We start from the raw sequence: 21,070 nt of genomic DNA, 5'->3' as shown, positions 1-21,070 counted from the left end.
CCTAGTGTGCTTCTGCCCAGTTCTGGCCGACGCCGGCTTCGACGACCAGCGGCACCGTGAGTGAGGCGGCGCTTTCCATGATCTTGCGTGCCACGTCCCTGGTCTTGTCGAGTTCCTTCTCGGGCACCTCGAACAGGAGTTCGTCGTGTACTTGTAAAAGCATCTTCGCCTTGAGCTTGGCGGCGGTGAGTGCGCCGGGCAGGCGGATCATCGCGCGCTTGATGATGTCGGCGGCGCCGCCCTGCAGCGGGGCGTTGATCGCGGCACGCTCGGCGAAGGCGCGCATGCCCTGGCTCTTGTCGTGGATGAAGCGCAGGTGGATCTTGCGGCCGAACGGCGTCAGCACGTACCCGTGCTTTCGCGCGAAATCCTTGGTCCTCTCCATGTAGTCGCGGATGCCGGGATAGCGCTCGAAATATCGGCCGATATATTCCTTCGCCTCCTGCTGGCCGATGCCCAGCTGGTTGGCGAGGCCGAAGGCCGAGATGCCGTAGATGATGCCGAAGTTGATGGCCTTGGCGCGCCGGCGCATCAGCGGGTCCATGCCCTTCACCGGTACGCCGAACATCTCGCTCGCCGTGATCGCGTGGATGTCGTCGCCCCGCGCGAAGGCTTCCTTCAGTGCCGGAATGTCGGCGACATGCGCCAGCAGCCGCAGCTCGATCTGAGAATAGTCGGCGCTCAGCAACTTGTGGCCGGCCTCGGCGATGAAGGCCTGGCGGATCTTGCGGCCTTCTTCCGATCGCACCGGGATGTTCTGCAGGTTGGGATCGGTCGAGGCGAGCCGTCCCGTGGCCGCGCCGGTCATGTGATACGAGGTGTGGACGCGGCCGGTCTTCGCATCGACCTGTCGCATCAGCGCGTCGGTGTAGGTGCCCTTGAGCTTGGCCAGCTGGCGGTGCTCCAGGATCTTCACCGGCAGGGGGTGACCCTGCGCCGCGAGGTCTTCCAGCACCGAGGCGTCGGTCGCCCACGAGCCGTTCTTGTTACGCTTGCCGCCGGGAAGCTTCTGCTCGTCGAACAGGATTTCGCCCAGCTGCTTGGGTGAGCCGACGTTGAACTCGCGGCCGGCGATCTTGTGGATCTCGCCCTCGAGCTCGGCCAGGCGTTTCTCGAAGTCGGCGCTCAACCCCTTGAGTTTCACCGCATCGACCTTGATGCCGGCGCTTTCCATCGACAGCAGGACCGGGATCAGCGGCCGCTCGATCGTCTCATACATCGAGGTGACGCGCTCGGGAACCAGACGCGGCTTGAGGCGCGCCCAGAGCTGCATGGTGACGTCGGCATCCTCGGCGGCATAGTCGCGTGCCTTGTCGAGCGGCACCTTGTCGAAGGTCACCTGCTTGGCGCCGCTGCCGGCCACGTCTGAGAACTTGATGGTCTTCTGGCCGAGATGCAGCTCGGCCAGCTCGTCCATGCCGTGATTGTTCTTGCCGGCGTCGAGGACGAAGGAGATCAGCATCGTGTCGTCGACCGGGCCGATCTCGATCCCGTGCCGGCGGAACACCGCCATGTCGTACTTGATGTTCTGGCCGACCTTCAGCACCGCCGGGTCTTCCAGCAAGGGCTTCAGCCTGGCGATGGCGGTCTCGAGCGGGATCTGCCCGTCGAGCAGCTTGCCGGCATCCCTGTCGCCGCCGTCGCCCAGGAGATCGAGCGCCCCCTGCACGGCGCCGCCGGGCGTGCGATGCATCAGCGGCAGGTAGGCCGCGCGCCGCCGCGTCGAATTGACGTCGCCCCACGGTCCTTCGAGCAGGGCCAGCGACACGCCCACCAGGCCCGCATTGTTCGAATCGAGTCCGTCGGTCTCGCAGTCGAAGGCCACGGTGCCGGCCCGCGTCGCCTCGGCGATCCACTCGTCGAGCAGCTTCACGTCCTGGATCAGCTCGTAGTCCGCGGTCGTGAAGTCGCGGTTGGGCTTCTTCGACGCGGAAGCGGCAGGTACGGCCGTCGGCTCGGCCTTCTTCACCGGCTCGGGCGCGGACGTCGGCGCGACCGGCGCCGTGGCCTCGCCCAGCTCGCTGGTGAAGCGCTGCAGCAGCGTCCGGAAGCCCTGTTGTTCGAGCCACGGCAGCAGCACGTTGGGATCGGGGCGGCGCTTGTCGAAGGAATCGGGATCGGCCGGTGCCGGGACGTCGTCCCGCAAGGACACGAGCTGCTTGGAGATGCGGATCAGCTCGGCATTGTTCTCCAGCGATTCGCGCCGCTTGGGTTGCTTGATCTCCTTGGTGCGCTCCAGCAGCGTTTCGAGCGATCCGTACTCGTTGATGAGCTGCGCCGCCGTCTTGATGCCGATACCCGGCGCACCGGGCACGTTGTCGGTCGAATCGCCGGCCAGCGCCTGCACGTCGACGACCTTGTCGGGCGTGACCCCGAATTTCTCGAACACCGCCTCCGGCCCGAGCTTGATCTTCTTGATCGGGTCCATGAGCTCGACGCCCGGCCGCACCAGCTGCATCAGGTCCTTGTCGGACGAGACGATGGTGCAGGTGCCGCCGGCTTCCAGCGCCAGGCGGGCGTAGGTCGCGATCAGGTCGTCGGCCTCGTAGCCCTCGAGTTCGCACACCGTGACATTGAAGGCGCGCGCGGCCTCGCGGATCAGCGGGAATTGCGGGATCAGGTCCTCCGGCGGATCGGGCCGGTTGGCCTTGTACTTGTCGTAGATCTTGTTGCGGAAAGTGACGCTGCCGGCGTCGAGGATCATCGCGATGTGGTCGATCTCGGGATTGTCCAGCAGGTCGGCCACCAGCATGCGGCAGAAGCCGAACACCGCGTTGATCGGCGTGCCGTCCGGCCGGTTCATCGGCGGCAAGGCATGATAGGCGCGGAACAGGTAACCCGAGCCGTCGATCAAATAGAGGTGACGGATCGGCTTGTTCTCGCCGTCCGCCGGGGTCTTCGCGGGAGCCTTGGATTTCGCCATGGCCAAGGCCTAGCACGCGGCGCCCTGCGGGGGGAGGTGCGCCGTGCTAGGATCGGTGCATGGCTATCGTGCTTTCCGAAAACTTCCGCGCCCTGTTCTACGCGCCTTTCTACGCGGCCCACGCGACCGGCGCCTTCGCGCGCGCCGGCGTAGAGGTCGAACTGCGGCCTTCGCCCGATCCGCTGGCCGCGGCCCGGGCGCTGCGGGCCGGCGAAGTCGACGTGATGTGGGGTGGCCCGCTGCGCGTCATGATCGCGCGCGATACCGATCCGACGTCGGACCTGGTCTGCTTCTGCGATGTGGTGGCGCGCGATCCGTTCTTCGTGATCGGCGCGCGGCCGCGTCCCGACTTCAGGCTCGCCGATCTCCTGTCCGTGAAACTCGCGACGGTATCGGAAGTGCCGACGCCCTGGGTGTGCCTGCAGGACGATCTGCGGCGCGCCGGGATCGATCCCGCGAAGGTCGACCGGGTCACCGACGGGACCATGGGCGAGAACGAAATCGCGCTGCGCGAAGGCAGGATCGATGCGATCCAGGTCTTCCAGCCCTATGCCGAGCGCCTGATCTCCACTGGCGCGGGGCACGTCTGGTACGCCGCCGCCGATCGCGGCCTCACCGCCTACACGACGTTGGTGACGCGGCGCGGACTCCTCGAGAGCCGGGCCGACGAACTCTCGCGCATGATCCGCGGTGTGGATGCGACCCTGAAATGGTTCGGCACGGCGCCGTCGTTCGACATCGCCGATGCGGTGCAGTCGTTCTTTCCCGACGTGTCTCGCGACCTGTTCGCCGCCTGCATCGACCGCTATCGCGCGCTCGGCCTGTGGGGGGCCGATCCGGTGATCCGCCGCGAGGGGTACGATCGCCTGCACGCCGCCATGCGCTCGGCGGGCACGCTGTCGAAGGACATCGCCTTCGACGATGTGGTCGACACGAAGCTTGCCTCCGCCGCAATCGCGGGCGTCACTCGGGCTTGATGCCCTTGTCCTGGATGATCTTGCCCCAGCGAGCGGACTCGGCGCGCACGAAGGCGGTGAACTCGGCCGGCGTGTTGCCGCCGGGTTCGGCGCCCAGGGCCGCCATCTGCTCCTTCACGCTGGCGCTGCGCAGGGCCTTCGCCACCTCCTCGTAGAGCCTGCCGGCGATCGCGGGCGGCGTGTCCTTGACCAGGAAGAGTCCGTTCCAGCCCACGACCTCGTAACCCGGCAGGCCGGATTCGGCGATCGTGGGAATCTCCGGCGCCAGCGCCGCGCGATGGGCGGTGGTGACGCCCAGCGCCTTCAGCTTGCCCGACTTCACCAGCGGCAGGGTGCCCGGCATGTTCTCGATCATGAAGCTGAGCTGGCCCGCGACGAGATCGGCCAGTGCCGGTGCGCCGCCGCGATAGGGAACGTGCGTCACGTCGATGTTCGCCATCGAGCGGAATAGTTCGGTGGCGAGGAACGGCGTGCTGCCGACGCCGCCCGAACCGTAGTTCAGTTCGCCGGGCTTGGCCCGCGCCAGCGCGATCAGCTCCTTGACCGAATTGGCCGGCAGCGAGGGATGGGCGACCAGCAGCAGCGGCGCGGTGTTGACCAGGGTGAGCGGAATGAAATCCGTCATCGGATCGTAGGGCATCCTGGCCATCAGGAAGGGATTCACGACCAGCGACGGATTGCCCATCAGCACCGTGTAGCCATCGGGCGGCGCCTTCGCGACGACGTCGGCGCCGATCGTGCCGCCTGCGCCGGGGCGATTGTCGATTACGATCTGCTGGCCGAGCGCGGGGCCGAGATGCTGCGCCAGCAGACGCGCCATGATGTCGAGGACGCCGGCGCCCGCCGGGAACGGCACGACGATGCGGACGGGCCGGTCGGGCCAGCTTTGCGCAAAGGCGGTGCGCGCGAGCGGCGCGGCGAGAAGCGGGAGGGGCAGGGACAGAGCGAGCAGGCGACGCTTGGACAGGGACGGCATCAGGCACCTCGAAGCGATCATGCAACTCTAGTGCACCATGGCCATGATGCCAGCGTCGTGCTGCGAGGCGTTCGCAAGAAACCGCGACGTTCGGTGCCTTGCAGGTGTTGTCGCAGCGGACTATTTACGCCCCGTCATCGGGGAGTAGCCGGCCTCACCCCAGAGGCGGATGTGTCAACAGACTTGGTTCTCCGGAACCATGGCCCATCCGGCGACCGACGGTCCAACGGACCGCGCTTGGCGAGACCTTTGGCTTTCCAGTGCCTTTACCCGCGGGATCGGGCGGCATCGGGAGCCATAGGTTTATGCTCGGTCCCGCCATGTGATTCCGCCGTGGAAGCCTTTCTCGTTTCAACAGGACTCGTTGCCGTCGCCGAGATCGGGGACAAGACGCAGCTCCTGGCCATGATCCTCGCCACTCGCTATCGCCGTCCGGTGCCCATCATCCTGGGCATCCTGGTCGCGACGCTCGCCAATCACGCGCTCGCCGCCTGGGCCGGCGCCACGGTCGCCGCCTGGCTGGGACCCGACGCGATGCGCTGGATCCTCGGCGTCATGTTCCTCGCGATGGCCGTCTGGTGCCTGATCCCCGACAAGGCCGACGAGGGCCCCAAGGTCGCGGGCGCGGCCGGCGCGTTCATCGCCACGGCGGTCGCCTTCTTCCTGGTCGAGATCGGCGACAAGACGCAGATCGCCACCGTGGCGCTTTCCGCGCGCTTCAACGATCTGGTCGCCGTCACCGCCGGCACGACCTTCGGCATGATGATCGCCAACGTGCCCGCCGTGCTGTTCGGCGACGTGCTGTCGCGCAAGGTGTCGCTGAAGCTGGTGCGCTCGCTCGCGGCCGCCGCCTTCGTCGCGCTCGGCCTGATGGCCTTGCTGAAGTTCGACATGGGCCTGCTGGGCTGAACCCACGCTCTTCTCATCCCCCGTCTTACGGGGAGGAATTGAACTTGGCTAAGCCACCTTGTTGGTGAGTCGGCCCAGCCCGTCGATCTCGATCGTGACACGGTCGCCGCGCTTCAGGAACTTCGGCGGCGTGAAGCCGATGCCGACGCCGACCGGCGTGCCGGTGGCGATGACGTCGCCCGGCTTCAGCGTGATGCCGGCGGAGATCGTCTCGATCAGGGTCGGGATGTCGAAGATGAGGTCGCGCGTGTTGGCGTCCTGGCGCAGCTCGTCGTTCACCCAGCACTTCACGTTGAGGTTCTCGGGATCGACCTCGTCGGACGTCACCAGCCAAGGACCCATCGGGCAGAACGTGTCGAGCGATTTGCCGAGGAACCATTGCTTGTGCTTGCCCTGCAGGTCGCGCGCCGTGACGTCGTTGATGATCGTGTAGCCGCAGATGTGGCGGTACGCGTCGGCCTTGGCGATGCCGCGACCGCCCGTGCCGATGACCAGGCCGAGTTCGGCTTCGTAGTCGACCGAATCGCTGACGCCCTCGGGATAGCGAATGTCCTCGCCGTCGGCGATCACGCATTCCGGCGCCTTGGTGAAGATGATCGGCGCCGTCGGGATGGCATCCGCCGCCGAGCTGGCGCTGCTGTCGAAGCCCGAGCGCGTGAACTCCTTCGCATGCTCGTGATAGTTCTTGCCCACGCACATGACGTTGCGCGCCGGCCGCGGAAGCGGCGCCTCGATCTTCACGGCCGACAGCGGCAGGCCAGCGCCCGCCGGCTTCAGCCTCGGCTTGATCGCGTCGAGTTCGCCGACGATGGCGCCGAGATCGGGAACGGCGCGGCCCAGCATCTCTTCCAGCGGCCAGAAGGTCCTTCCGTCGGCGGCCACCAGGGCGGCCTTCAGGGCGCCCGCATGCGTGATCGTGGCGAGCTTCATTGTGCCTTGGCCTACTCGCCCGCGTCCTTGCCCCAGCCCTTCTTCTCCGCATCGAAGAACGAGGCGAAGACCTTGCGGATCGTGCTCTCGCCGATATCGCGCGTGATGAACACGACGCGGCTCTTGCGGTCGTCACCCTCGGGCCAGGCGTCGAGCGTGGCCGGCGGATGGAAGACGTGCTGCACGCCGTGGATCACGACGGGCTTGTCGGTGTCCTTGACGTTCAGGATGCCCTTCATGCGCAGCAGGTCGGGGCCGCGATAGGTCACCAGCGCATCGAACGCCGCCGCCACGGTCGACCAGCTCATCGGCTCGTCGAAGGTCATGCAGAAGGAGCGGATGCGGTCGTCGTGGCGGTTCACGTCGTGCGGATCCTGCTCCCCATGGCCGTGCCCATGATCGTGGCCATGGCCGTGGTCGTGACCATGGTCGTGCCCGTGATGGTGATGGCCGTGCCCGTGTCCATGTCCATGGTCGTGGCCACCCTCGTAGGCCTCGGCCTGCAGCCATTTCTTCACGTCGGCGCTCTTGGTCTCGGGATTGTAGAGGCCGGCATTGAGGATCTGGTTGGGGTCGATCTCGCCCGTCGCGACCGTGTGGAACGGCGCGCCGGGGTTGAGATGCTGCAGCCGGTGCTTCAGCTCGGCGAGCTTGGGCGCGTCGGCGATGTCGACCTTGGTGAGCAGCAGGCGGTCGGCCACGGCGGCCTGCTTCACCGCCTCCTCGTGATTGTCGAGCGTGCTGGCGCCGTTCACGCCGTCGACCGTCGTGACCACCCCGTCGAGGCGGTAGCGCGAGGCGAGCAGCGGATCGGTCATCAGCGTGTGCAGGATGGGCGCGGGATCCGCGAGGCCCGTGGTCTCCACCACCATGCGCTTGAACGGCGAGACTTCGCCGCGCGAGCGCTTCAGGAACAGCTCGCTCATGGTGCGCACGAGATCGCCGCGCACCGTGCAGCACAGGCAGCCCGAGTTGAGCGTCACCATGCCTTCGTCGTCGGACTTCTCGACCAGCAGATGGTCGAGGCCGATCTCGCCGAACTCGTTGATGATGACGGCGGTGTCGGCGAGCTCCGGCCGGCGCAGCAGCTTGTTCAGCAGGGTGGTCTTGCCGCTGCCGAGGAAGCCCGTCAGCACGGTGACGGGAATGCGCTGCTCGCCGGCGTTCTGCGTATCGCTCATCGGGGGATCCTGTGGGGTATCCTGTGTTCTGGCTTCACGCCCGCCAGAAACGCCCGGCCTTCCTGAACTCCTTCCAGGCCCGCTCGAGCTTGCGGCGCCGGCGCTTCTCGCCGCTTGCCGCCTGCCTGGCGAGACCCTTGAGAGGCGCGGCCGCGTCCTCGGTGGGACGGGCGGCCGTGGCGATGTCGGCCAGCATGCGGGCCGCCACCGCCCGATCGTTCAAGGCGCCGAGCGCGCCCTGCAGGCGCACCGTTGCTTCGATATAGGGCTTGGCGGCAGGCGACGCAAAGGCGGGGCTGAGATAGGTCGCGGCGTAGCGCAGCTTCTTGATGTCGATGCGCAGGCGGTGGAGTTGTTCCTCGCTCAGCCGCTCGAAGGATCGTCCGCGCCGAAGGGCCTTGCCGTGACGCGCGTCGAGGATCGCCCGGCCGAAGATGTCGAGACGGGTCGGCGCCCCATCGGGAGTCGTCTCCGTGGCCCAGGGCTGCGCTGATCGTCCGGCAGCGAACGCTTCGAGCTGCTCGTCGAACGCCGCATAGCGGGCGCTCGACAGGGCAGCACGGGCCCGCTGCAGGTGACTGTCGGCAAGGCGCCCGGCAATTCGCTTCACCACCGGCGGAACGTCGGTGACGCTTTCCGTCAGGAAAACATGCAGATCGCGTGCGGGTCCGCATTCTCCCGCCAGCCATTTTGCCTCGGCCGACAGGGCTCGGATCGTCGAGCCGTCCACGGCGGGACGGAACACGCTGAAGGCGGCGCGCAACCGGCGCAGCGCCACGCGCGCCTGATGGATGCCGATGGGCCGCCGGCTCTTGAGCACGATGGCGCGAAACTTCGACAGGTCGGCCCGGCAGGCGGCCGCGATCTGCCGCAGCGCGACATCGGGGGATGTTTCGGCGTCTATTCGGGACCTGGCGGCAGGCATCTGTCCGACCGTAGCGGCCATGGGACGGGGGGCAACCTCAAAGAGCGACAGTCTGATGAAGGTTTTATTGCAGCACGGAGGCTGTGGAATTCTCCCCACTAGCGCGAATTTTCGCTTGCCGGCCCGAGGGTTAGGGGGCGCCCGAGCGGTCGATTGCAGTGGCGGCAGGCGTCCGGCGTGGCCTAAAATCGCGCCATGAGTATCGATGCGGCAGCGTTCAAGAAGGGCATGCGCCACCTCGCGGCGAGCGTAACCCTGATCACCACCCGTCTGAAGGACCAGCGAGGCGGGCTGACCGCCACCGCGGTCTGCTCGGTGTCGGCCGAACCGCCGCAGATCCTGGTCTGCGTCAACAAGACCGCGAGCGCCCACGATCCCATCGGCGAGGCCGGCTTCTTCTGCGTCAACATCCTCTGTCCCGACCATCGCAAGCTGGCCGAACGCTTCGCCGGCATGGACGGGATCGAGGGAGACGACCGGTTCAACGACCTGGGAGAATGGACGACGCTCACGACGGGTGCGCCGGTGCTGAAGGGCTGTCCGGTATCCTTCGACTGCAAGCTGGTCACCGAACTCTCGGCCGGGACGCACACGATCTACATCGGCGAGATCGTCGACGTGGCGCTGCACGACACGGCGTCGCCGCTTCTGTATGCCGACGGTACGTTCGTGCACGGTGCCGCGCTGAAGAAGGCCGCCCAGGCGGCGTGACGCAGCGGGGTTGCGCCCCCGCGCCAACCCACTATGTTCCCGCCCGCCCGAAAGAGCGCCTGCTGGGGCGTCGCCAAGCGGTAAGGCAGAGGATTTTGATTCCTCCATTCCCAGGTTCGAATCCTGGCGCCCCAGCCAAAGCGCCCTGTCCGAGGGCCTGGACGTCCGTCCGGGATGAACCGCTCGAGCGACAAGGTCTATGAACTTTCTCAAGAATACGCTTCTCGTCGTCGTCCTTACGGCCGTGTGTGCGCTCTGCCTCGAGGGGATGACCCGGTTGTTCCTCGACACAGGCATGCTCTACGAGCTGGAGATGTGGCGCTATGCGCGCGATGTGAAGGTGCGCGACATGCGGCCCGATCTCGGCCACCGCCATCGTCCCAATGCCGAGGCCCAGCTCATGGGCGTGAAGGTGACGACCGATTCGCGCGGGTTCCGTTCTTCGGAGATTCCGGAGAAGGCGCCGGCCGGCGTGGCGCGTATCGCCTTCGTCGGCGATTCGACGACCCTGGGTTGGGGCGTCGCGCAGGACGAGACCGCCGCCGCCCGCGTCACGGCCGCCCTGCTCAAGGAAGGGCGCAAGGTCGACAGCTACAATCTGGGCGTGGGCAATCACAACACGCTGCAGGAACTCACGCTGTTTCGCGACACCGCCGCGAAGCTGAAGCCCGACATCATCGTGCTGAGCTATTTCATCAACGATGCCGAGCCGATGCCGACGTACAACCAGACTTCCTGGCTCGACGAGCATTCGGCGGCCTGGGTCGTGTTCAAGTATCGTCTCGATTCGCTGATGCGCCAGTTCGGCGAGGCGCCCGACTGGAAGCGCTACTATCGCGAACTCTACAAGGATGACGCGGCCGGCTGGCAGCAGACCCGCAAGGCCATCCAGGGCTTCGCCGCGACCGCGCGCGAGATGGGCGCCAGGCTGGTCGTGTTCAACATTCCCGAGCTGCGCGAGCTGAAGCCCTATCCGTTCAACGACGTCACCGCCAAGGTGAAGGCCGATGTCGAGGGGCTGGGCGTGCCGTTCTTCGACATGCTGCCGACGGTCCAGAACCTCGACCCGGCCAGCCTCTGGGTGACGGTTCCCGACCCGCATCCCAACGGTGCGGCGATGGCTGCCTTCACCACGATGATGGTGCCGGAACTCAACAAGCTGCTCGACGGTCTGTGCAAGGACCAGGGCAAGGGCTGCAAGTAATGCGCTTCCTGAAGGACGCACTGCTCTTCCTGGTCTCGATCGCCATGTGCGTTGTCGTGGCCGAAGGCGTCGTCCGCTACATCGACGGCTACACGATCTTCTACATGCCGCTCAGCGAGCCGACCGGGCTCGCCAGCGTGAAGCAGGACTCCGTCGACAAGGTGCCGCGCGCGCCGGGCGTCGAGCGCGACTGGTTCGCCACCGAGCCCGCGCCGCTTCCCAACAAGCGGGCCATTCCGGATGAGTGGGAGCGGATCTATCGCTACGTCGAGGCCAATCCCGTCGGCGGCTGGACGTTCCGTCCCTCCGATGTCTTCAAGGTCTGGAACACGAGCTTCTCCGGCGATCCCTGCAAGCACTGGTTCCTGCGCCACGCGCCGGGCCAGCTCTTCCTCTACGATGCTCCCGACGGCCAGGACCGGCCGCCCTATCGCTTCCTGCCCGACGTCACCATCCCTAGCGGGCTCACGACCAACCAGATCGGCTGGCGCGGTCCGCCCATCGAGAATCCGCGACCCGAGAAGACGGTGCGCATCGTCTTCGTCGGCTCCTCGACCGTGGTCGAGGCGCACCATCTTCCCTATTCCTGGCCCGAATATGTCGGTCACTGGATGAACATGTGGTCGAAGGCCAAGGGCCTCGGCATCCGGTTCGATGTGCTGAACGCTGGCCGCGAGAGCATCATCTCCGACGATATCGCGGCGATCGTGCGCAACGAAGTGTTGCCGCTCCGTCCGGATCTTGTCGTCTATCACGAGGGCGGCAACCAATTCCGGCCGGCCTCGATCGTTGAGAAAGTGCCGACCGATCCCGTCACCCGCCCGTCGAACGCGCAGGAGCCGGCGGCGGTGACGTGGTTGAAGGCGGGCGCGCGCTATTCCGCCCTGATCGGTCGCATCCAGGCCGCCTTCGCCATGGCGGGCGCCGGGACCGGCGGCGGCGGCGAATGGCCCAAGCCCGACTACAAGGTGATCTGGCCGGAAGGGCTCGACGAGATGTCGCCGCAGCTCGACTTCGCCAGGCTGCCTGTCAGCCTGAACCTCATCCAGTGGGACCTCGACCAGATCCGCGGCGACCTCAAGTCGATCGGCGCCGACATGGCCCTTTCATCCTTCTTCTGGATGGTGAAGGACGGGCTCGTCGTCGATCCGGTCCGCCACCGCTACATCATCGAACAGCTCAACGCCGCGAACTGGCCCTACCGCTATCGCGACCTCGAACGGCTGGCGAAGTTCCAGAACCGCTACTTCGCGAAGTATGCCGCGACGCACGGCATCGAGTTCCTCGACATTGTGGGCAACATGCCGTTCGATCCGGACCTGTTCACCGACGCCGTCCACACCAACTATGCCGGTACGCGCATCCGCGCCTGGGCGGCGTTCAACCTGCTGGTGCCGATCGTGGAGAAGAAGCTGGCGGACAAGGCCTGGCCGCGCGCCTGGCCCGCGGGCGCCTCGACGGCGCTGCCAACCTTCACGCCGCGGCTGACCAAGCTCGAGTGCAAGAAGTAACTCAGGCCGCGTAGCGGCCGAGATGGTCCAATAAAAGTTCGTTCACTCGTGCCGGCCTCTGGTCGGCGGCGTAGTGGCCGACACCGGGCAGCACCTCGAAGCGATAGGGCGCGTCGATGAACTCGCCCGTGCCCTCGGCCGCGGCGCGGCCCACCGTGTCGTCGGCGTCGCCCCAGATATAGAGCGTCGGCACCTTGATGGGCCCGAGCGGCATGCGCTCGCCACGCGCTCGGTACCAGGCGAGGGCGGCTTCCATAGCCGGCGCCGAGCCCAGCACGGAGAGGTGGAGGTCGATCGCGTCCTTCGGCACGCCTTCCTTCGCATGACGCTTCCTAAGCCAGGCGCAATCGTCCGCCAGCAGCTTCGGTACGGCATCGGGTTCGAGGAAAGCCTGGTGGTGGCCGGAGCGCCGCTTCTGGTCGCCGTCGGGCATCGCGAGCGCCCGCGCGAACGACATCGGATGTGGGCGGGACAGGATGGTGAGCGACCGCAGCTTCTCCGGGTGGCGGAAGGCGATGGCCCAGGCGAGGCTCGCGCCCCAGTCGTGGCCGACCAGATGGAAACGCTTGTCGCCGTGTCCCAGCGCCGAGACGATGTCGAGCGCGTCGCCCGTGAGCCTATCGAAGCGATAGGATTCGAGATGGGTCGGATCAGGCCGCGCGCCGGCCGAGTAGCCGCGCTGGTTGGGCGCCACCGCGAAGTAGCCCGCCCGGCCCATCACCGGCACCTGCGCCTTCCAGAAATGCCGCGAGACTCCGAAGCCGTGCAGCATCAGCACCAGCGTGTCGTCGTCCTTGCCGGCCACCGAGGCATCGAACACCAGGCCGGGCGCGGTCTCGATCCTGCGAACTTCCATTCCGCTCATTCTCCCTCGTCGCTGCCCGCGCGCCCCCATTTGGCTTCCAGGCGACGCCAGGCACGAGCCAGCCGCGCGGCGCGATCCTCGAACAGGTCGGGCGCGCCGTCCTTGCCCAGCACCATTTCCTCTACCGCATGATGGGGCCGCCTGCTGCCATCGGCCAACAGATGTTCGACGGCCACGCCGCGCTCTGCGAGACGGCGCGCTACCAGCACGGTTCGATGGCAGTCGAGCGGTTCCTTCTCCGCGCACATCAGGCAGAGCGCGGTGTCGCGCGCGCCTTCGATCACGCGATCGAGGCCGGCCTTGAAGTCGGGGCGCGCGGCGAGCTGATCGTAGCTGCTGCCGGCGCCAGATTTGTCCACGGGCGGCTTGCCGCCGAGCGCCGCGCCCTCATGCACATAGTCAATGCCCGCTTCGGCCAGCGACCTCGCGAGCCTGTCGCGGCCGAACTGCGGATGACGGCGCGACCACGGCGTGGAGCGCACGTCGACCAGCCGCTCGACGCCGCCCGCCTTCAGCAATTCCACGAAGCGTTCGATTGGATGATTGGAGTGTCCGATGGTCCTGATCGGTTTCATGCGAGGCGACGCACCCGGTCGATGAAGGCCAGCGTCGCGGCCGAGGCTTCGTCGCGGCGACGGGCGAGGTTGAGCGGCACCCGGAAGGGCGGTCGCCCGGTCAGCGGCCGGTAGGTTACACCTTCCAGCGGGAGACGGCTGAGCGACGCCGGCACGATGGTGATGCCGAGCCCGGCCGCTACGAGATTGAGCGTCGAGACGATGCGCGGCGCCTCCTGGCTGATGTGCGGGCTGAAGCCAGCCGCGCTGCAGGCCGCGATGATCACGTCGTACAGGCCGCGCCCTTCGGAACGGCGGTAGAGGACGAAATCCTCGGCTGCGAGATCCTTCAGGGCGAGCTTTGGGCGGCGCGCGAGCGGGTGGCGCGCCGGCAGGGCGGCGGCCATCTCCTCGTGCAGCAGCTCTTCGACCGCGAGTCCCTGCGGGTCGGCGAGGCCGGCGCGGATGAAGGCGATGTCGAGCCGTTCGTCGCGCACGGCCGCCAGCAGGTCGCCGGAACTGTTCTCCTCCAGAACGAAGGAGATGTCGGGCCGCTCGCGCCGGAACTCGCGGATGGCGCGCGCCACCAGCGGATGGAACGGCGCCGAAGTCGTGAAGCCCACGGCGATGCGGCCGGTTTCGCCGCGCGCCGTGCGCCGGGCCTTCACGGTGGCGCGTTCGACCGACGCCAGGATCGCCTCGGCGTCGGCGAGGAAGGAGCGGCCGGCATCGGTCAGGCTGACGCCGCGGGGATGGCGCAGCAGCAGCGGCGCCCCGATCTCGCGCTCGAGTGCCCGGATCTGCTGGCTGAGCGGCGGTTGCTGCATGTGCAGCTTCTCGGCCGCCCGTGTGACGTGACCCTCGTGGGCCACGGCGACGAAGTAGCGGAGATGGCGCAATTCCATGAGGATATCCGTTAGGTATCGAGAGACTATTTATCATATATTTGAACACTGCATACACCGGGACTAGATCGGACCTCGTCCTTCCCGAAAGCGCGCGGGGTGCTTTCCGGAGGACAGGCGAGGGCGGAATGACGATCGCGACGGCGCTGGGACTTGGCCTCCTGATGGTGTTCACCGCCTTCCTGTCCGGCATCTTCGGGATGGCGGGCGGCATGGTGCTGATCGGCGTGCTGCTGTTCGTGCTGCCGCTGCCCATGGCCATGGTGCTGCACGCGGTGACGCAAATGGCGTCGAACGGCTGGCGCGCCTTTCTCTGGTGGCGGCACATCCAATGGCGGATCACGGTCTACTACGTCACGGGCTGCTTCATCGCCGTCGGCCTCTGGTCGCTCACGCTCTACGTGCCGGAGAAGGCGGTTGCGCTGCTGATGCTGGGCCTATCGCCCTTCCTGCTGCGGATCGTGCCGGCGCGGCTGATGCCTGCAACCCTGGGGCCGCTGCAGGCGCTGGGCGGCGGTGTCGCCTGCATGGCGCTGATGCTGCTGACCGGCGTCACCGGCCCGCTGATGGACCAGCTCTTCCTGCGCTCGACCATGAACCGGCGGCAGATCGTGGCGACCAAGGCCTCGTGCCAGGTGTTCGGCCATGGCTCCAAGCTGCTCTACTTCGGCGCGCTGATCGAGGGCGCGGGTTCGGTCGAACCCTGGGTGCTGGCGATGGCCGTGGCTGCCTCGATGCTCGGCACATCGCTCGGCAAGCAGATCCTCGAACGCCTGTCCGATGCCCAGTTTCGCAGCTGGGCCGGCCGGCTCATCACGGTGCTCGGCCTCTACTATGTCGGCTATGGCTTGGTGCTGCTGGCCGGGATTGCCTAAGATGGCGCGTGGACATTCCGGCAGGATTTAGAGAACTCACCGAAGCGACCGGCTTCACCGCGGCCAACGGACCGTGGTTCGAGAAGGTCGAGGGCAACAGGGTCTGGCGTGGCTTCATGCCCGGCCCGCAACATGCCAATGCGCTGGGCATCGTGCATGGCGGCATGCTGGCCGCCTTCATCGATGCGGCGCTGGGCTCGGTCGTCTATCGCGCGATCGACCGGCGCTGCGTCACCCTGAAGCTGACGCTCGACTACCTGACGCCGGCGCGGGTCGGCGACTGGCTGGAGGCGACGGGCGAATTGCTCGGCCATGACGAGCATGTGGCGCAGGTGAGGGGCCGACTCTATGGTCCGCGCCACGATGTGCTGGCCGGGCTGGGCGATTTCGCGCTGCTGCGGCCGGGACGCCCCCTCAAGGTCCGGAGTTAGCGTGTCTTCAGAAATACCCGACGATCCGCCCGAGGGCTTCAAGCTCGTCGATTTCGCGCGCGGTCGGCCCGAGCCCACCTTCAACACCCATGTCGGCAACATGTATGTGAAGCGCGGCGAGAAGGGCACGCGCGACGAGTTCGTGCTGGCCATCCGCGTCCAGCAGAACATGTGCAACCCGGCGGGCGGGCTGCATGGCGGCATGATGATGACGGTGGCCGATCTGGTCGGAACGATGGGCGGCGGCTATCTCGCGGGTCTGCGCAAGTTCCTGCCGACCGTCAGCATGACCTTCGACTTCGTGGCTCCCGCGCGGGTCGGCGACTGGGTCGAGGGCCGCGCCGAGCTGATCCGTCAGACGCGCACGCTGCTCTTCACCAACATCTACCTGACGGTGGGCGAGCAGAAGATCCTGCGCGCCTCCTCGATCGCCAAGATTTCGTCGGGCGACGGGACCGGCTACACGAAGACCTAGACTCTTAACGCGTCGAGTTCACCAATCCACCTCATCCTGAGGAGGCGCGCAAAGCGCGCCGTCTCGAAGGATGGGCTGCAGACGTAGTGCTCGTACCCACCCTTCGAGACGCTCACTGCGTTCGCTCCTCAGGGTGAGGCGTTGTTTGGATACCTGCCGTGATCAGCCCTCGCCTGGAAAGGCGCTAGCGGCCCGGCGGGCGCGACCTGAGGGACGACTTCAGGAAGTCGACGAAGGAGGTGACGCGGGCCGAGATGCCGCGCCGCGCCGGGACCAGCGCCAGGATGTCGGCGCCTTCGAACGACCAGGGCGCCAGCACGCGCCTGAGCTCCCCGCGCTTGACGAAGGGCGCGGCGTCCCATTGGGAGCGCAGCACGAGGCCGAGACCCGCCACCGCCCAGTTGCGCACGACCTCGCCGTCGTTGCTGGTGAGCGTCGGCGTCACCCGCACGGCGCCTGCGCGGCCGCCGCGACGATGGCGCCACAAGGTTACGTCCTCGTTGTTCTCGCGCACGCAGAGGCAATCGTGCTGCAGGAGATCGCGCGGATCGGCCGGGATGCCGCGCCGCTCCAGATAGGCCGGCGCGGCGCAGACCCAGCGGTCGTTGCGCGCCAGCACGTGCGCGACCCAGGTGGAATCGCGGACCGCGCCGATATGGACGAGGACGTCGGCGTCCTCGCTGTCGGTCCACGGCCGTTCGGAGAGATCGAGCGTGACGCGGATCGCTTTGTGGCGTTCGGCGAAGCGGGCAACCAGCGGCGCGACGTGCAGCCGGCCGAAGCCGAAGGGCGCCACGATCCGCAAGGGCCCCGACAGGGCGCCACCCTCCTTGCCGATCAGGTCGGTGAGGGCGCCGATGCGGGCCAGCATCGCCTGCGCCTCGCTCACCAGATGCTCGCCCTCGCCGGTGAAGCGGACGCGACGCGAGCTGCGCACGACGAGGCTGACGCCCAGCGCCTGCTCGAGCTTCTTGAGGCGCAGCGACAGCGCGGGCGGCGTGACGTTCAGCGACCGGGCGGCGCCGCTCAGTGAGCCGGCCCGCGACAGCGCGTCCATGAATTGCAGGTCGGCGAGCGAGATCATTCAGTTTTCCTTAACTGAACTGTTGGTCTGATTTAAGCACCGATGGCCCGCCGCCTGCTACCGTGACGGCATGACGACGACCTTTCCCAAAGCCGTGCTGTTCGACCTGCTCACCGCGCTGCTCGATTCCTGGACGCTGTGGAACGACGTGGCCGGCTCCGAAGAACGCGGCCGCGCCTGGCGCGCCGAGTATCTGCGGCTGACCTATGGCTGCGGGGCCTACATTCCCTATGAGCAGCTGGTGCAGGAGGCGGCGGTGGCGACCGGGCTGCCGGCCGCCGCGGCCGACACATTGGAAGCGCGCTGGCTGGAGCTGCCGCCGTGGAGCGGCGCGCAGGCCACCCTCGACGCGCTGGCGGGGCGGACGAAGCTCGCCGTCGTCACGAATTGCTCGATCCGGCTGGGTCGGCAGGCGGCGAATCGCCTGCAGGTAAGTTGGGATTGCGTCGTCACGGCCGAGGAGGCGGGTTGCTACAAGCCCGATCCTCGCCCCTATCGGCGGGCGCTGGCGACGCTGTGCGTCGCGCCGCACGAAGCGGCCTTCGTTGCGGGCTCCGGCTACGACCTGTTCGGCACCTCGGCCGTCGGTCTCAGGACCTACTGGCACAACCGCGTCGGCCTCGCGCGTCCCGAAGGTGCGCCGCCCGCCGCCCTCGAGCGACGGACGCTCGACGATCTTCTCCCCTGGCTGGAAGGACGTTTGTCATGATCTTGCGCCGACTTCTGCTCGCCCTCGCGCCGCTCCTGCTGGCGGCCGGCACGGCCACCGCCCAGAGCTTCCCCACCAAGCCAATCACGCTGATCGTGCCGTTCCCGGCGGGCGGTCCCAGCGACGCGCTGGCCCGCGCGCTCGCGCAGGGCATGGCAGCGGATCTCAAGCAGACCGTCGTGGTCGAGAATATCGGCGGCGCCAGCGGCACGATCGGCCTCGCCAAGCTCGTGAACGCTGCGCCCGACGGCTACACGATCGGCTTCGGAACGATCGGCACGCACGTCGCGAACGCCGCCTTGTTCAAGAAACTGCCCTACGATCCGCTGACCGGCTTCGAACCGATCGGCCTCGCCGGCACGGCGCCGCTGCTGCTGGTCGCCAAGGCCGGCCTGCCGGTCTCGAACCTCAAGGAGTTCATCGCCTATGCCGAGACGAACAAGGCGGGCATGACCTATGGCAGCGCGGGTGTCGGTTCGATCTCTCACTATGCCTGTGTCGTGCTGTTGTCGGCGCTCAAGCTCAACATCACGCATGTCCCCTATCGCGGCGTGGCGCCGGCGATGAACGACCTGATGGGCGGCCACATCGATTTCATGTGCGACCAGACGACCACGGCGCTGCCGCAGATCGCCGGCGGCAAGATCAAGGCGCTTGCCGTGCTGAGCGACCAGCCGTTGCCGCAACTGCCGGGCGTCGCCACGGCGGCCAGCCAGGGCTACGACGTGAACCTGCGCTCGTGGAACGCTCTGTTTGCGCCCAAGGGCACGCCGCAGCCCGTCATCGCCCGCCTGAACGAGGCGCTGCGCGCGGCGGTGGCCGATCCGGCGCTGGTCAAGCAGATGACCGCCGTCGGTGTCGATCTGCCGTCGCCGGACGCGTTGCAGCCGGCTACCGTGACGACGCTGATCGCACGCGGGCTGGAGAAGGACGTGCCGGCGCTGAAGGCGCGTGGCGAGTATCTCGACTGAAGGGTGACCTCTTGAAGCTGATGGACATCGAAACCCCGGCGGCGCTGATCGACGAGCGCCGCATGGCAGGCAACATCGCGCGCATGCAGACCCATCTCGCCGCGCTCGGCGTGCGCCTGCGGCCGCACGTGAAGACGTCGAAGTGTGTCGAGGTTGCGCGGGCGCAGCAGCAGGCGGGCGCCGCCGGCATCACGGTCTCGACCCTGAAAGAGGCCGAGCAGTTCTTCGCCGCGGGCTTCTCCGACATGCTTTATGCGGTCTGCATCGCGCCAGACAAGCTCGACCGCGCCGTGGCGCTCATCCGCAATGGCTGCTCGCTGACGCTGCTCGTCGATTCGGTGACGGCGGCCGAGGCTGTCGTGGCCAAGGGCAAGGCCACCGGCCTGACCTTCGCCGTGATGATCGAGATCGATTCCGACGGGCATCGCTCGGGCGTGCAACCCGAGGCGCCCGAGCTGATTAAGATCGGCCAGGTGCTGCAGACGGGCGGTGCGACGGTGAAGGGCGTGCTGACCCATGCCGGCAGCTCCTACGATCTCGACACGCCGGCGGCGCTGCAGGCGCTGGCCGAGCAGGAGCGGGCGCTCTGCGTGCGCGCCGCCGAGCGGCTGCGGGCCGTGGGCATCGCCTGCCCTGAGGTCAGCATCGGCTCGACCCCGACGGCGATTGCCGCGCAGAACCTCGAAGGTGTCACCGAGGTTCGCGCGGGCGTCTACGTGTTCTTCGATCTCGTGATGTCCAATGTCGGCGTCTGCACGCCGCGGGACGTGGCGCTTTCCGTATTGACCACAGTGATCGGGCATCAACCCGAGAAGGGCTGGGTGATCGTCGATGCCGGCTGGATGGCGATGAGCCGCGACCGCGGCACGCAGCGCCAGAAGATCGACTATGGCTACGGCGCGGTGTGCGACGTCGACGGGAATGTGATCGACGGGCTGATCGTGTCGGGCGCGAACCAGGAGCACGGCATCGTCTCGCGCCGCAACGGCAGCGCCGATGAGAGCCTCGTCGAGCGTTTCCCGATCGGCGCACGGCTTCGCATCCTGCCCAACCATGCCTGCGCCACGGGCGCGCAGTATCCGTCCTACCTCGCGGTGAGTTCGGCCGGTGACGCGACACCGTGGCCGCGCTTCCAAGGCTGGTAGGCTAGACCGTCGCGCCGAAATGGCTGCCCAGCGCGCGGCGGCCGGAGTCGGTGAGGCGCACGGTGCGGCTGCGGCGCAGGCGCTCGGCCCAGCCGCGCTTGAAGAACGTGTCGGCGATGGCGGCGCCCAGCGCGCCCGAGATGTGAGGCCGCCGCTCGCTCCAGTCGAGGCACTGGCGCGCGAAGTGGCGCGAACTCGTCCGGCGCGCCGTGTCGAGATCGACGCCCAGCCGCTCGCAGAACAGTTCGCCCGAGTGCGTGAGCCGCCAGTCGCGCGAACCCTCGGGTTCGAGATGGCCGTGCTGCGTCAGAGAATCGGTGACGGCGATGCCGACCTGGCCGGCGAGATGGTCGTAGCAGGTGCGGCAGAAGCGGAGATCGGGATCGCGTCGCCACGCGGCAGCCTTGGACGCCGGCGCCGCGCGCGTGCCGGCCAGCGCCATCAGCGATTCGATCGCATGCGCCACGTCCGCCGATGCCAGGCGATAGAAGCGGTTGCGGCCCTCGGCGCGGGCCGCCAGGAGGTTGGCCTCGACCATGCGCGCGAGATGGCCGCTCGCGGTCTGCGCGGTGATGCCGGCGTTGTGCGCGAGGTCGGATGCGGTATGGGCGCGGCCGTCCATCAGCAGCGACAGCATGGAGGCGCGCGCCGGATCGCCCATCAGGGCAGCGATCTCGGAAAGGGCGTTCACGGTGGTCATGGTGAAACTCTAGGCGCGGCCGCGCGCGGTCGCCATGGTCAATCGTTCGGCCAAGACCGAAGCATAATGCGCGGTGTCATCGCGCGCGGGGTAACCCCCGCGCTCAGGA

21 protein-coding genes, 1 tRNA gene and 1 riboswitch are annotated in these 21,070 nt (G+C 67.5%); of the genes, 12 read left to right on the top strand and 10 right to left on the bottom strand.

What is annotated here, in order from left to right; translation table 11 throughout:
- Position 1: 1 nt before the first annotated feature.
- Positions 2-2,923 (bottom strand): DNA polymerase I, encoded by a 2,922-nt coding sequence (gene polA, locus LJ725_RS11590; RefSeq protein ID WP_230550811.1) that lies wholly within the window; start codon positions 2,921-2,923, stop codon positions 2-4.
- A gap of 59 nt (positions 2,924-2,982) precedes the next feature.
- Between polA and LJ725_RS11585 the strand changes: the two genes are divergently transcribed.
- Positions 2,983-3,900, top strand: a complete 918-nt coding sequence (locus LJ725_RS11585; protein ID WP_230550810.1) for an ABC transporter substrate-binding protein — start codon at positions 2,983-2,985, stop codon at positions 3,898-3,900.
- Here the strand turns inward: LJ725_RS11585 and LJ725_RS11580 are convergent.
- Positions 3,887-4,876: a Bug family tripartite tricarboxylate transporter substrate binding protein gene (locus LJ725_RS11580; protein WP_230550809.1), complete on the bottom strand. Its 990-nt coding sequence runs from the start codon at positions 4,874-4,876 to the stop codon at positions 3,887-3,889. The genes LJ725_RS11585 and LJ725_RS11580 overlap by 14 nt on opposite strands.
- A gap of 127 nt (positions 4,877-5,003) precedes the next feature.
- Positions 5,004-5,144: riboswitch (yybP-ykoY riboswitch) on the top strand.
- 65 nt (positions 5,145-5,209) lie between these two features.
- Between LJ725_RS11580 and LJ725_RS11575 the strand changes: the two genes are divergently transcribed.
- On the top strand, positions 5,210-5,785 hold the full coding sequence (locus tag LJ725_RS11575; RefSeq protein ID WP_230550808.1) for a TMEM165/GDT1 family protein: 576 nt from the start codon (positions 5,210-5,212) through the stop codon (positions 5,783-5,785).
- Positions 5,786-5,833: 48 nt separating this feature from the next.
- Here LJ725_RS11575 and LJ725_RS11570 read toward each other — a convergent pair whose 3' ends face one another.
- Genes LJ725_RS11570 through LJ725_RS11560 form a run of 3 tightly spaced genes read right to left on the bottom strand, consistent with a single transcriptional unit; the run spans position 5,834 to position 8,842 of the window.
- Positions 5,834-6,715: a fumarylacetoacetate hydrolase family protein gene (locus LJ725_RS11570; RefSeq protein ID WP_230550807.1), complete on the bottom strand. Its 882-nt coding sequence runs from the start codon at positions 6,713-6,715 to the stop codon at positions 5,834-5,836.
- A gap of 11 nt (positions 6,716-6,726) precedes the next feature.
- Entirely contained in the window at positions 6,727-7,896 is a 1,170-nt protein-coding gene (locus LJ725_RS11565) for a CobW family GTP-binding protein (protein ID WP_230550806.1), read from the bottom strand.
- 34 nt (positions 7,897-7,930) lie between these two features.
- Entirely contained in the window at positions 7,931-8,842 is a 912-nt protein-coding gene (locus LJ725_RS11560; protein WP_230550805.1) for a CHAD domain-containing protein, read from the bottom strand.
- Between the two features lie 174 nt (positions 8,843-9,016).
- On the opposite strand from LJ725_RS11560, the gene LJ725_RS11555 reads away from it, so the two are divergent.
- The 4 genes from LJ725_RS11555 to LJ725_RS11540 all read left to right on the top strand — a co-directional run bounded on the left by LJ725_RS11555 (position 9,017) and on the right by LJ725_RS11540 (position 12,247).
- A complete protein-coding gene (locus LJ725_RS11555) occupies positions 9,017-9,532 on the top strand; it encodes a flavin reductase family protein (RefSeq protein ID WP_230550804.1) in 516 nt (171 codons plus the stop codon).
- 63 nt (positions 9,533-9,595) lie between these two features.
- Positions 9,596-9,670, top strand: a tRNA-Gln gene (locus LJ725_RS11550).
- 61 nt (positions 9,671-9,731) lie between these two features.
- Positions 9,732-10,736, top strand: a complete 1,005-nt coding sequence (locus tag LJ725_RS11545) for an SGNH/GDSL hydrolase family protein (protein WP_230550803.1) — start codon at positions 9,732-9,734, stop codon at positions 10,734-10,736.
- On the top strand, positions 10,736-12,247 hold the full coding sequence (locus LJ725_RS11540; RefSeq protein WP_230550802.1) for a hypothetical protein: 1,512 nt from the start codon (positions 10,736-10,738) through the stop codon (positions 12,245-12,247). The genes LJ725_RS11545 and LJ725_RS11540 overlap by 1 nt, the downstream gene beginning before the upstream one ends.
- Before the next feature lies 1 nt (position 12,248).
- Here the strand turns inward: LJ725_RS11540 and LJ725_RS11535 are convergent, their stop codons facing one another.
- The 3 genes from LJ725_RS11535 to LJ725_RS11525 are packed head-to-tail and all read right to left on the bottom strand — an operon-like array spanning position 12,249 to position 14,571.
- Positions 12,249-13,103, bottom strand: coding sequence for an alpha/beta fold hydrolase (locus tag LJ725_RS11535; RefSeq protein WP_230550801.1), 855 nt, complete (start codon positions 13,101-13,103; stop codon positions 12,249-12,251).
- Between the two features lie 5 nt (positions 13,104-13,108).
- Positions 13,109-13,636: a DUF488 domain-containing protein gene (locus LJ725_RS11530; RefSeq protein WP_230550800.1), complete on the bottom strand. Its 528-nt coding sequence runs from the start codon at positions 13,634-13,636 to the stop codon at positions 13,109-13,111.
- A gap of 47 nt (positions 13,637-13,683) precedes the next feature.
- Entirely contained in the window at positions 13,684-14,571 is an 888-nt protein-coding gene (locus LJ725_RS11525; protein WP_230550799.1) for a LysR family transcriptional regulator, read from the bottom strand.
- Between the two features lie 128 nt (positions 14,572-14,699).
- Between LJ725_RS11525 and LJ725_RS11520 the strand changes: the two genes are divergently transcribed.
- Genes LJ725_RS11520 through LJ725_RS29160 form a run of 3 tightly spaced genes read left to right on the top strand, consistent with a single transcriptional unit; the run spans position 14,700 to position 16,352 of the window.
- Complete coding sequence (locus tag LJ725_RS11520; RefSeq protein ID WP_230550798.1) at positions 14,700-15,446, top strand: sulfite exporter TauE/SafE family protein; 747 nt, start codon at positions 14,700-14,702, stop codon at positions 15,444-15,446.
- 8 nt (positions 15,447-15,454) lie between these two features.
- A complete protein-coding gene (locus LJ725_RS11515) occupies positions 15,455-15,877 on the top strand; it encodes a PaaI family thioesterase (RefSeq protein WP_230550797.1) in 423 nt (140 codons plus the stop codon).
- Position 15,878: 1 nt separating this feature from the next.
- A complete protein-coding gene (locus LJ725_RS29160) occupies positions 15,879-16,352 on the top strand; it encodes a PaaI family thioesterase (RefSeq protein WP_230550796.1) in 474 nt (157 codons plus the stop codon).
- 184 nt (positions 16,353-16,536) lie between these two features.
- On the opposite strand, the gene LJ725_RS11505 is transcribed toward LJ725_RS29160, so the two are convergent.
- A complete protein-coding gene (locus LJ725_RS11505; RefSeq protein WP_230550795.1) occupies positions 16,537-17,436 on the bottom strand; it encodes a LysR family transcriptional regulator in 900 nt (299 codons plus the stop codon).
- A 70-nt stretch (positions 17,437-17,506) separates the two neighbouring features.
- Between LJ725_RS11505 and LJ725_RS11500 the strand changes: the two genes are divergently transcribed.
- Genes LJ725_RS11500 through LJ725_RS11490 form a run of 3 tightly spaced genes read left to right on the top strand, consistent with a single transcriptional unit; the run spans position 17,507 to position 20,261 of the window.
- Positions 17,507-18,145: an HAD-IA family hydrolase gene (locus LJ725_RS11500; RefSeq protein WP_230550794.1), complete on the top strand. Its 639-nt coding sequence runs from the start codon at positions 17,507-17,509 to the stop codon at positions 18,143-18,145.
- The gene (locus LJ725_RS11495; protein WP_230550793.1) at positions 18,142-19,116 is read left to right on the top strand and encodes a tripartite tricarboxylate transporter substrate-binding protein; all 975 of its coding nucleotides are present in this window, start codon (positions 18,142-18,144) and stop codon (positions 19,114-19,116) included. The genes LJ725_RS11500 and LJ725_RS11495 overlap by 4 nt, the downstream gene beginning before the upstream one ends.
- 20 nt (positions 19,117-19,136) lie before the next feature.
- Entirely contained in the window at positions 19,137-20,261 is a 1,125-nt protein-coding gene (locus LJ725_RS11490) for a DSD1 family PLP-dependent enzyme (RefSeq protein WP_230550792.1), read from the top strand.
- Between the two features lies 1 nt (position 20,262).
- Here LJ725_RS11490 and LJ725_RS11485 read toward each other — a convergent pair whose 3' ends face one another.
- A complete protein-coding gene (locus LJ725_RS11485) occupies positions 20,263-20,961 on the bottom strand; it encodes an ArsR/SmtB family transcription factor (RefSeq protein ID WP_230550791.1) in 699 nt (232 codons plus the stop codon).
- Positions 20,962-21,070: the final 109 nt, after the last annotated feature.

Source organism: Reyranella aquatilis (assembly GCF_020880995.1).
GTDB lineage: Bacteria > Pseudomonadota > Alphaproteobacteria > Reyranellales > Reyranellaceae > Reyranella > Reyranella aquatilis.
This window is presented reverse-complemented; position numbering and strand designations above follow the sequence as displayed.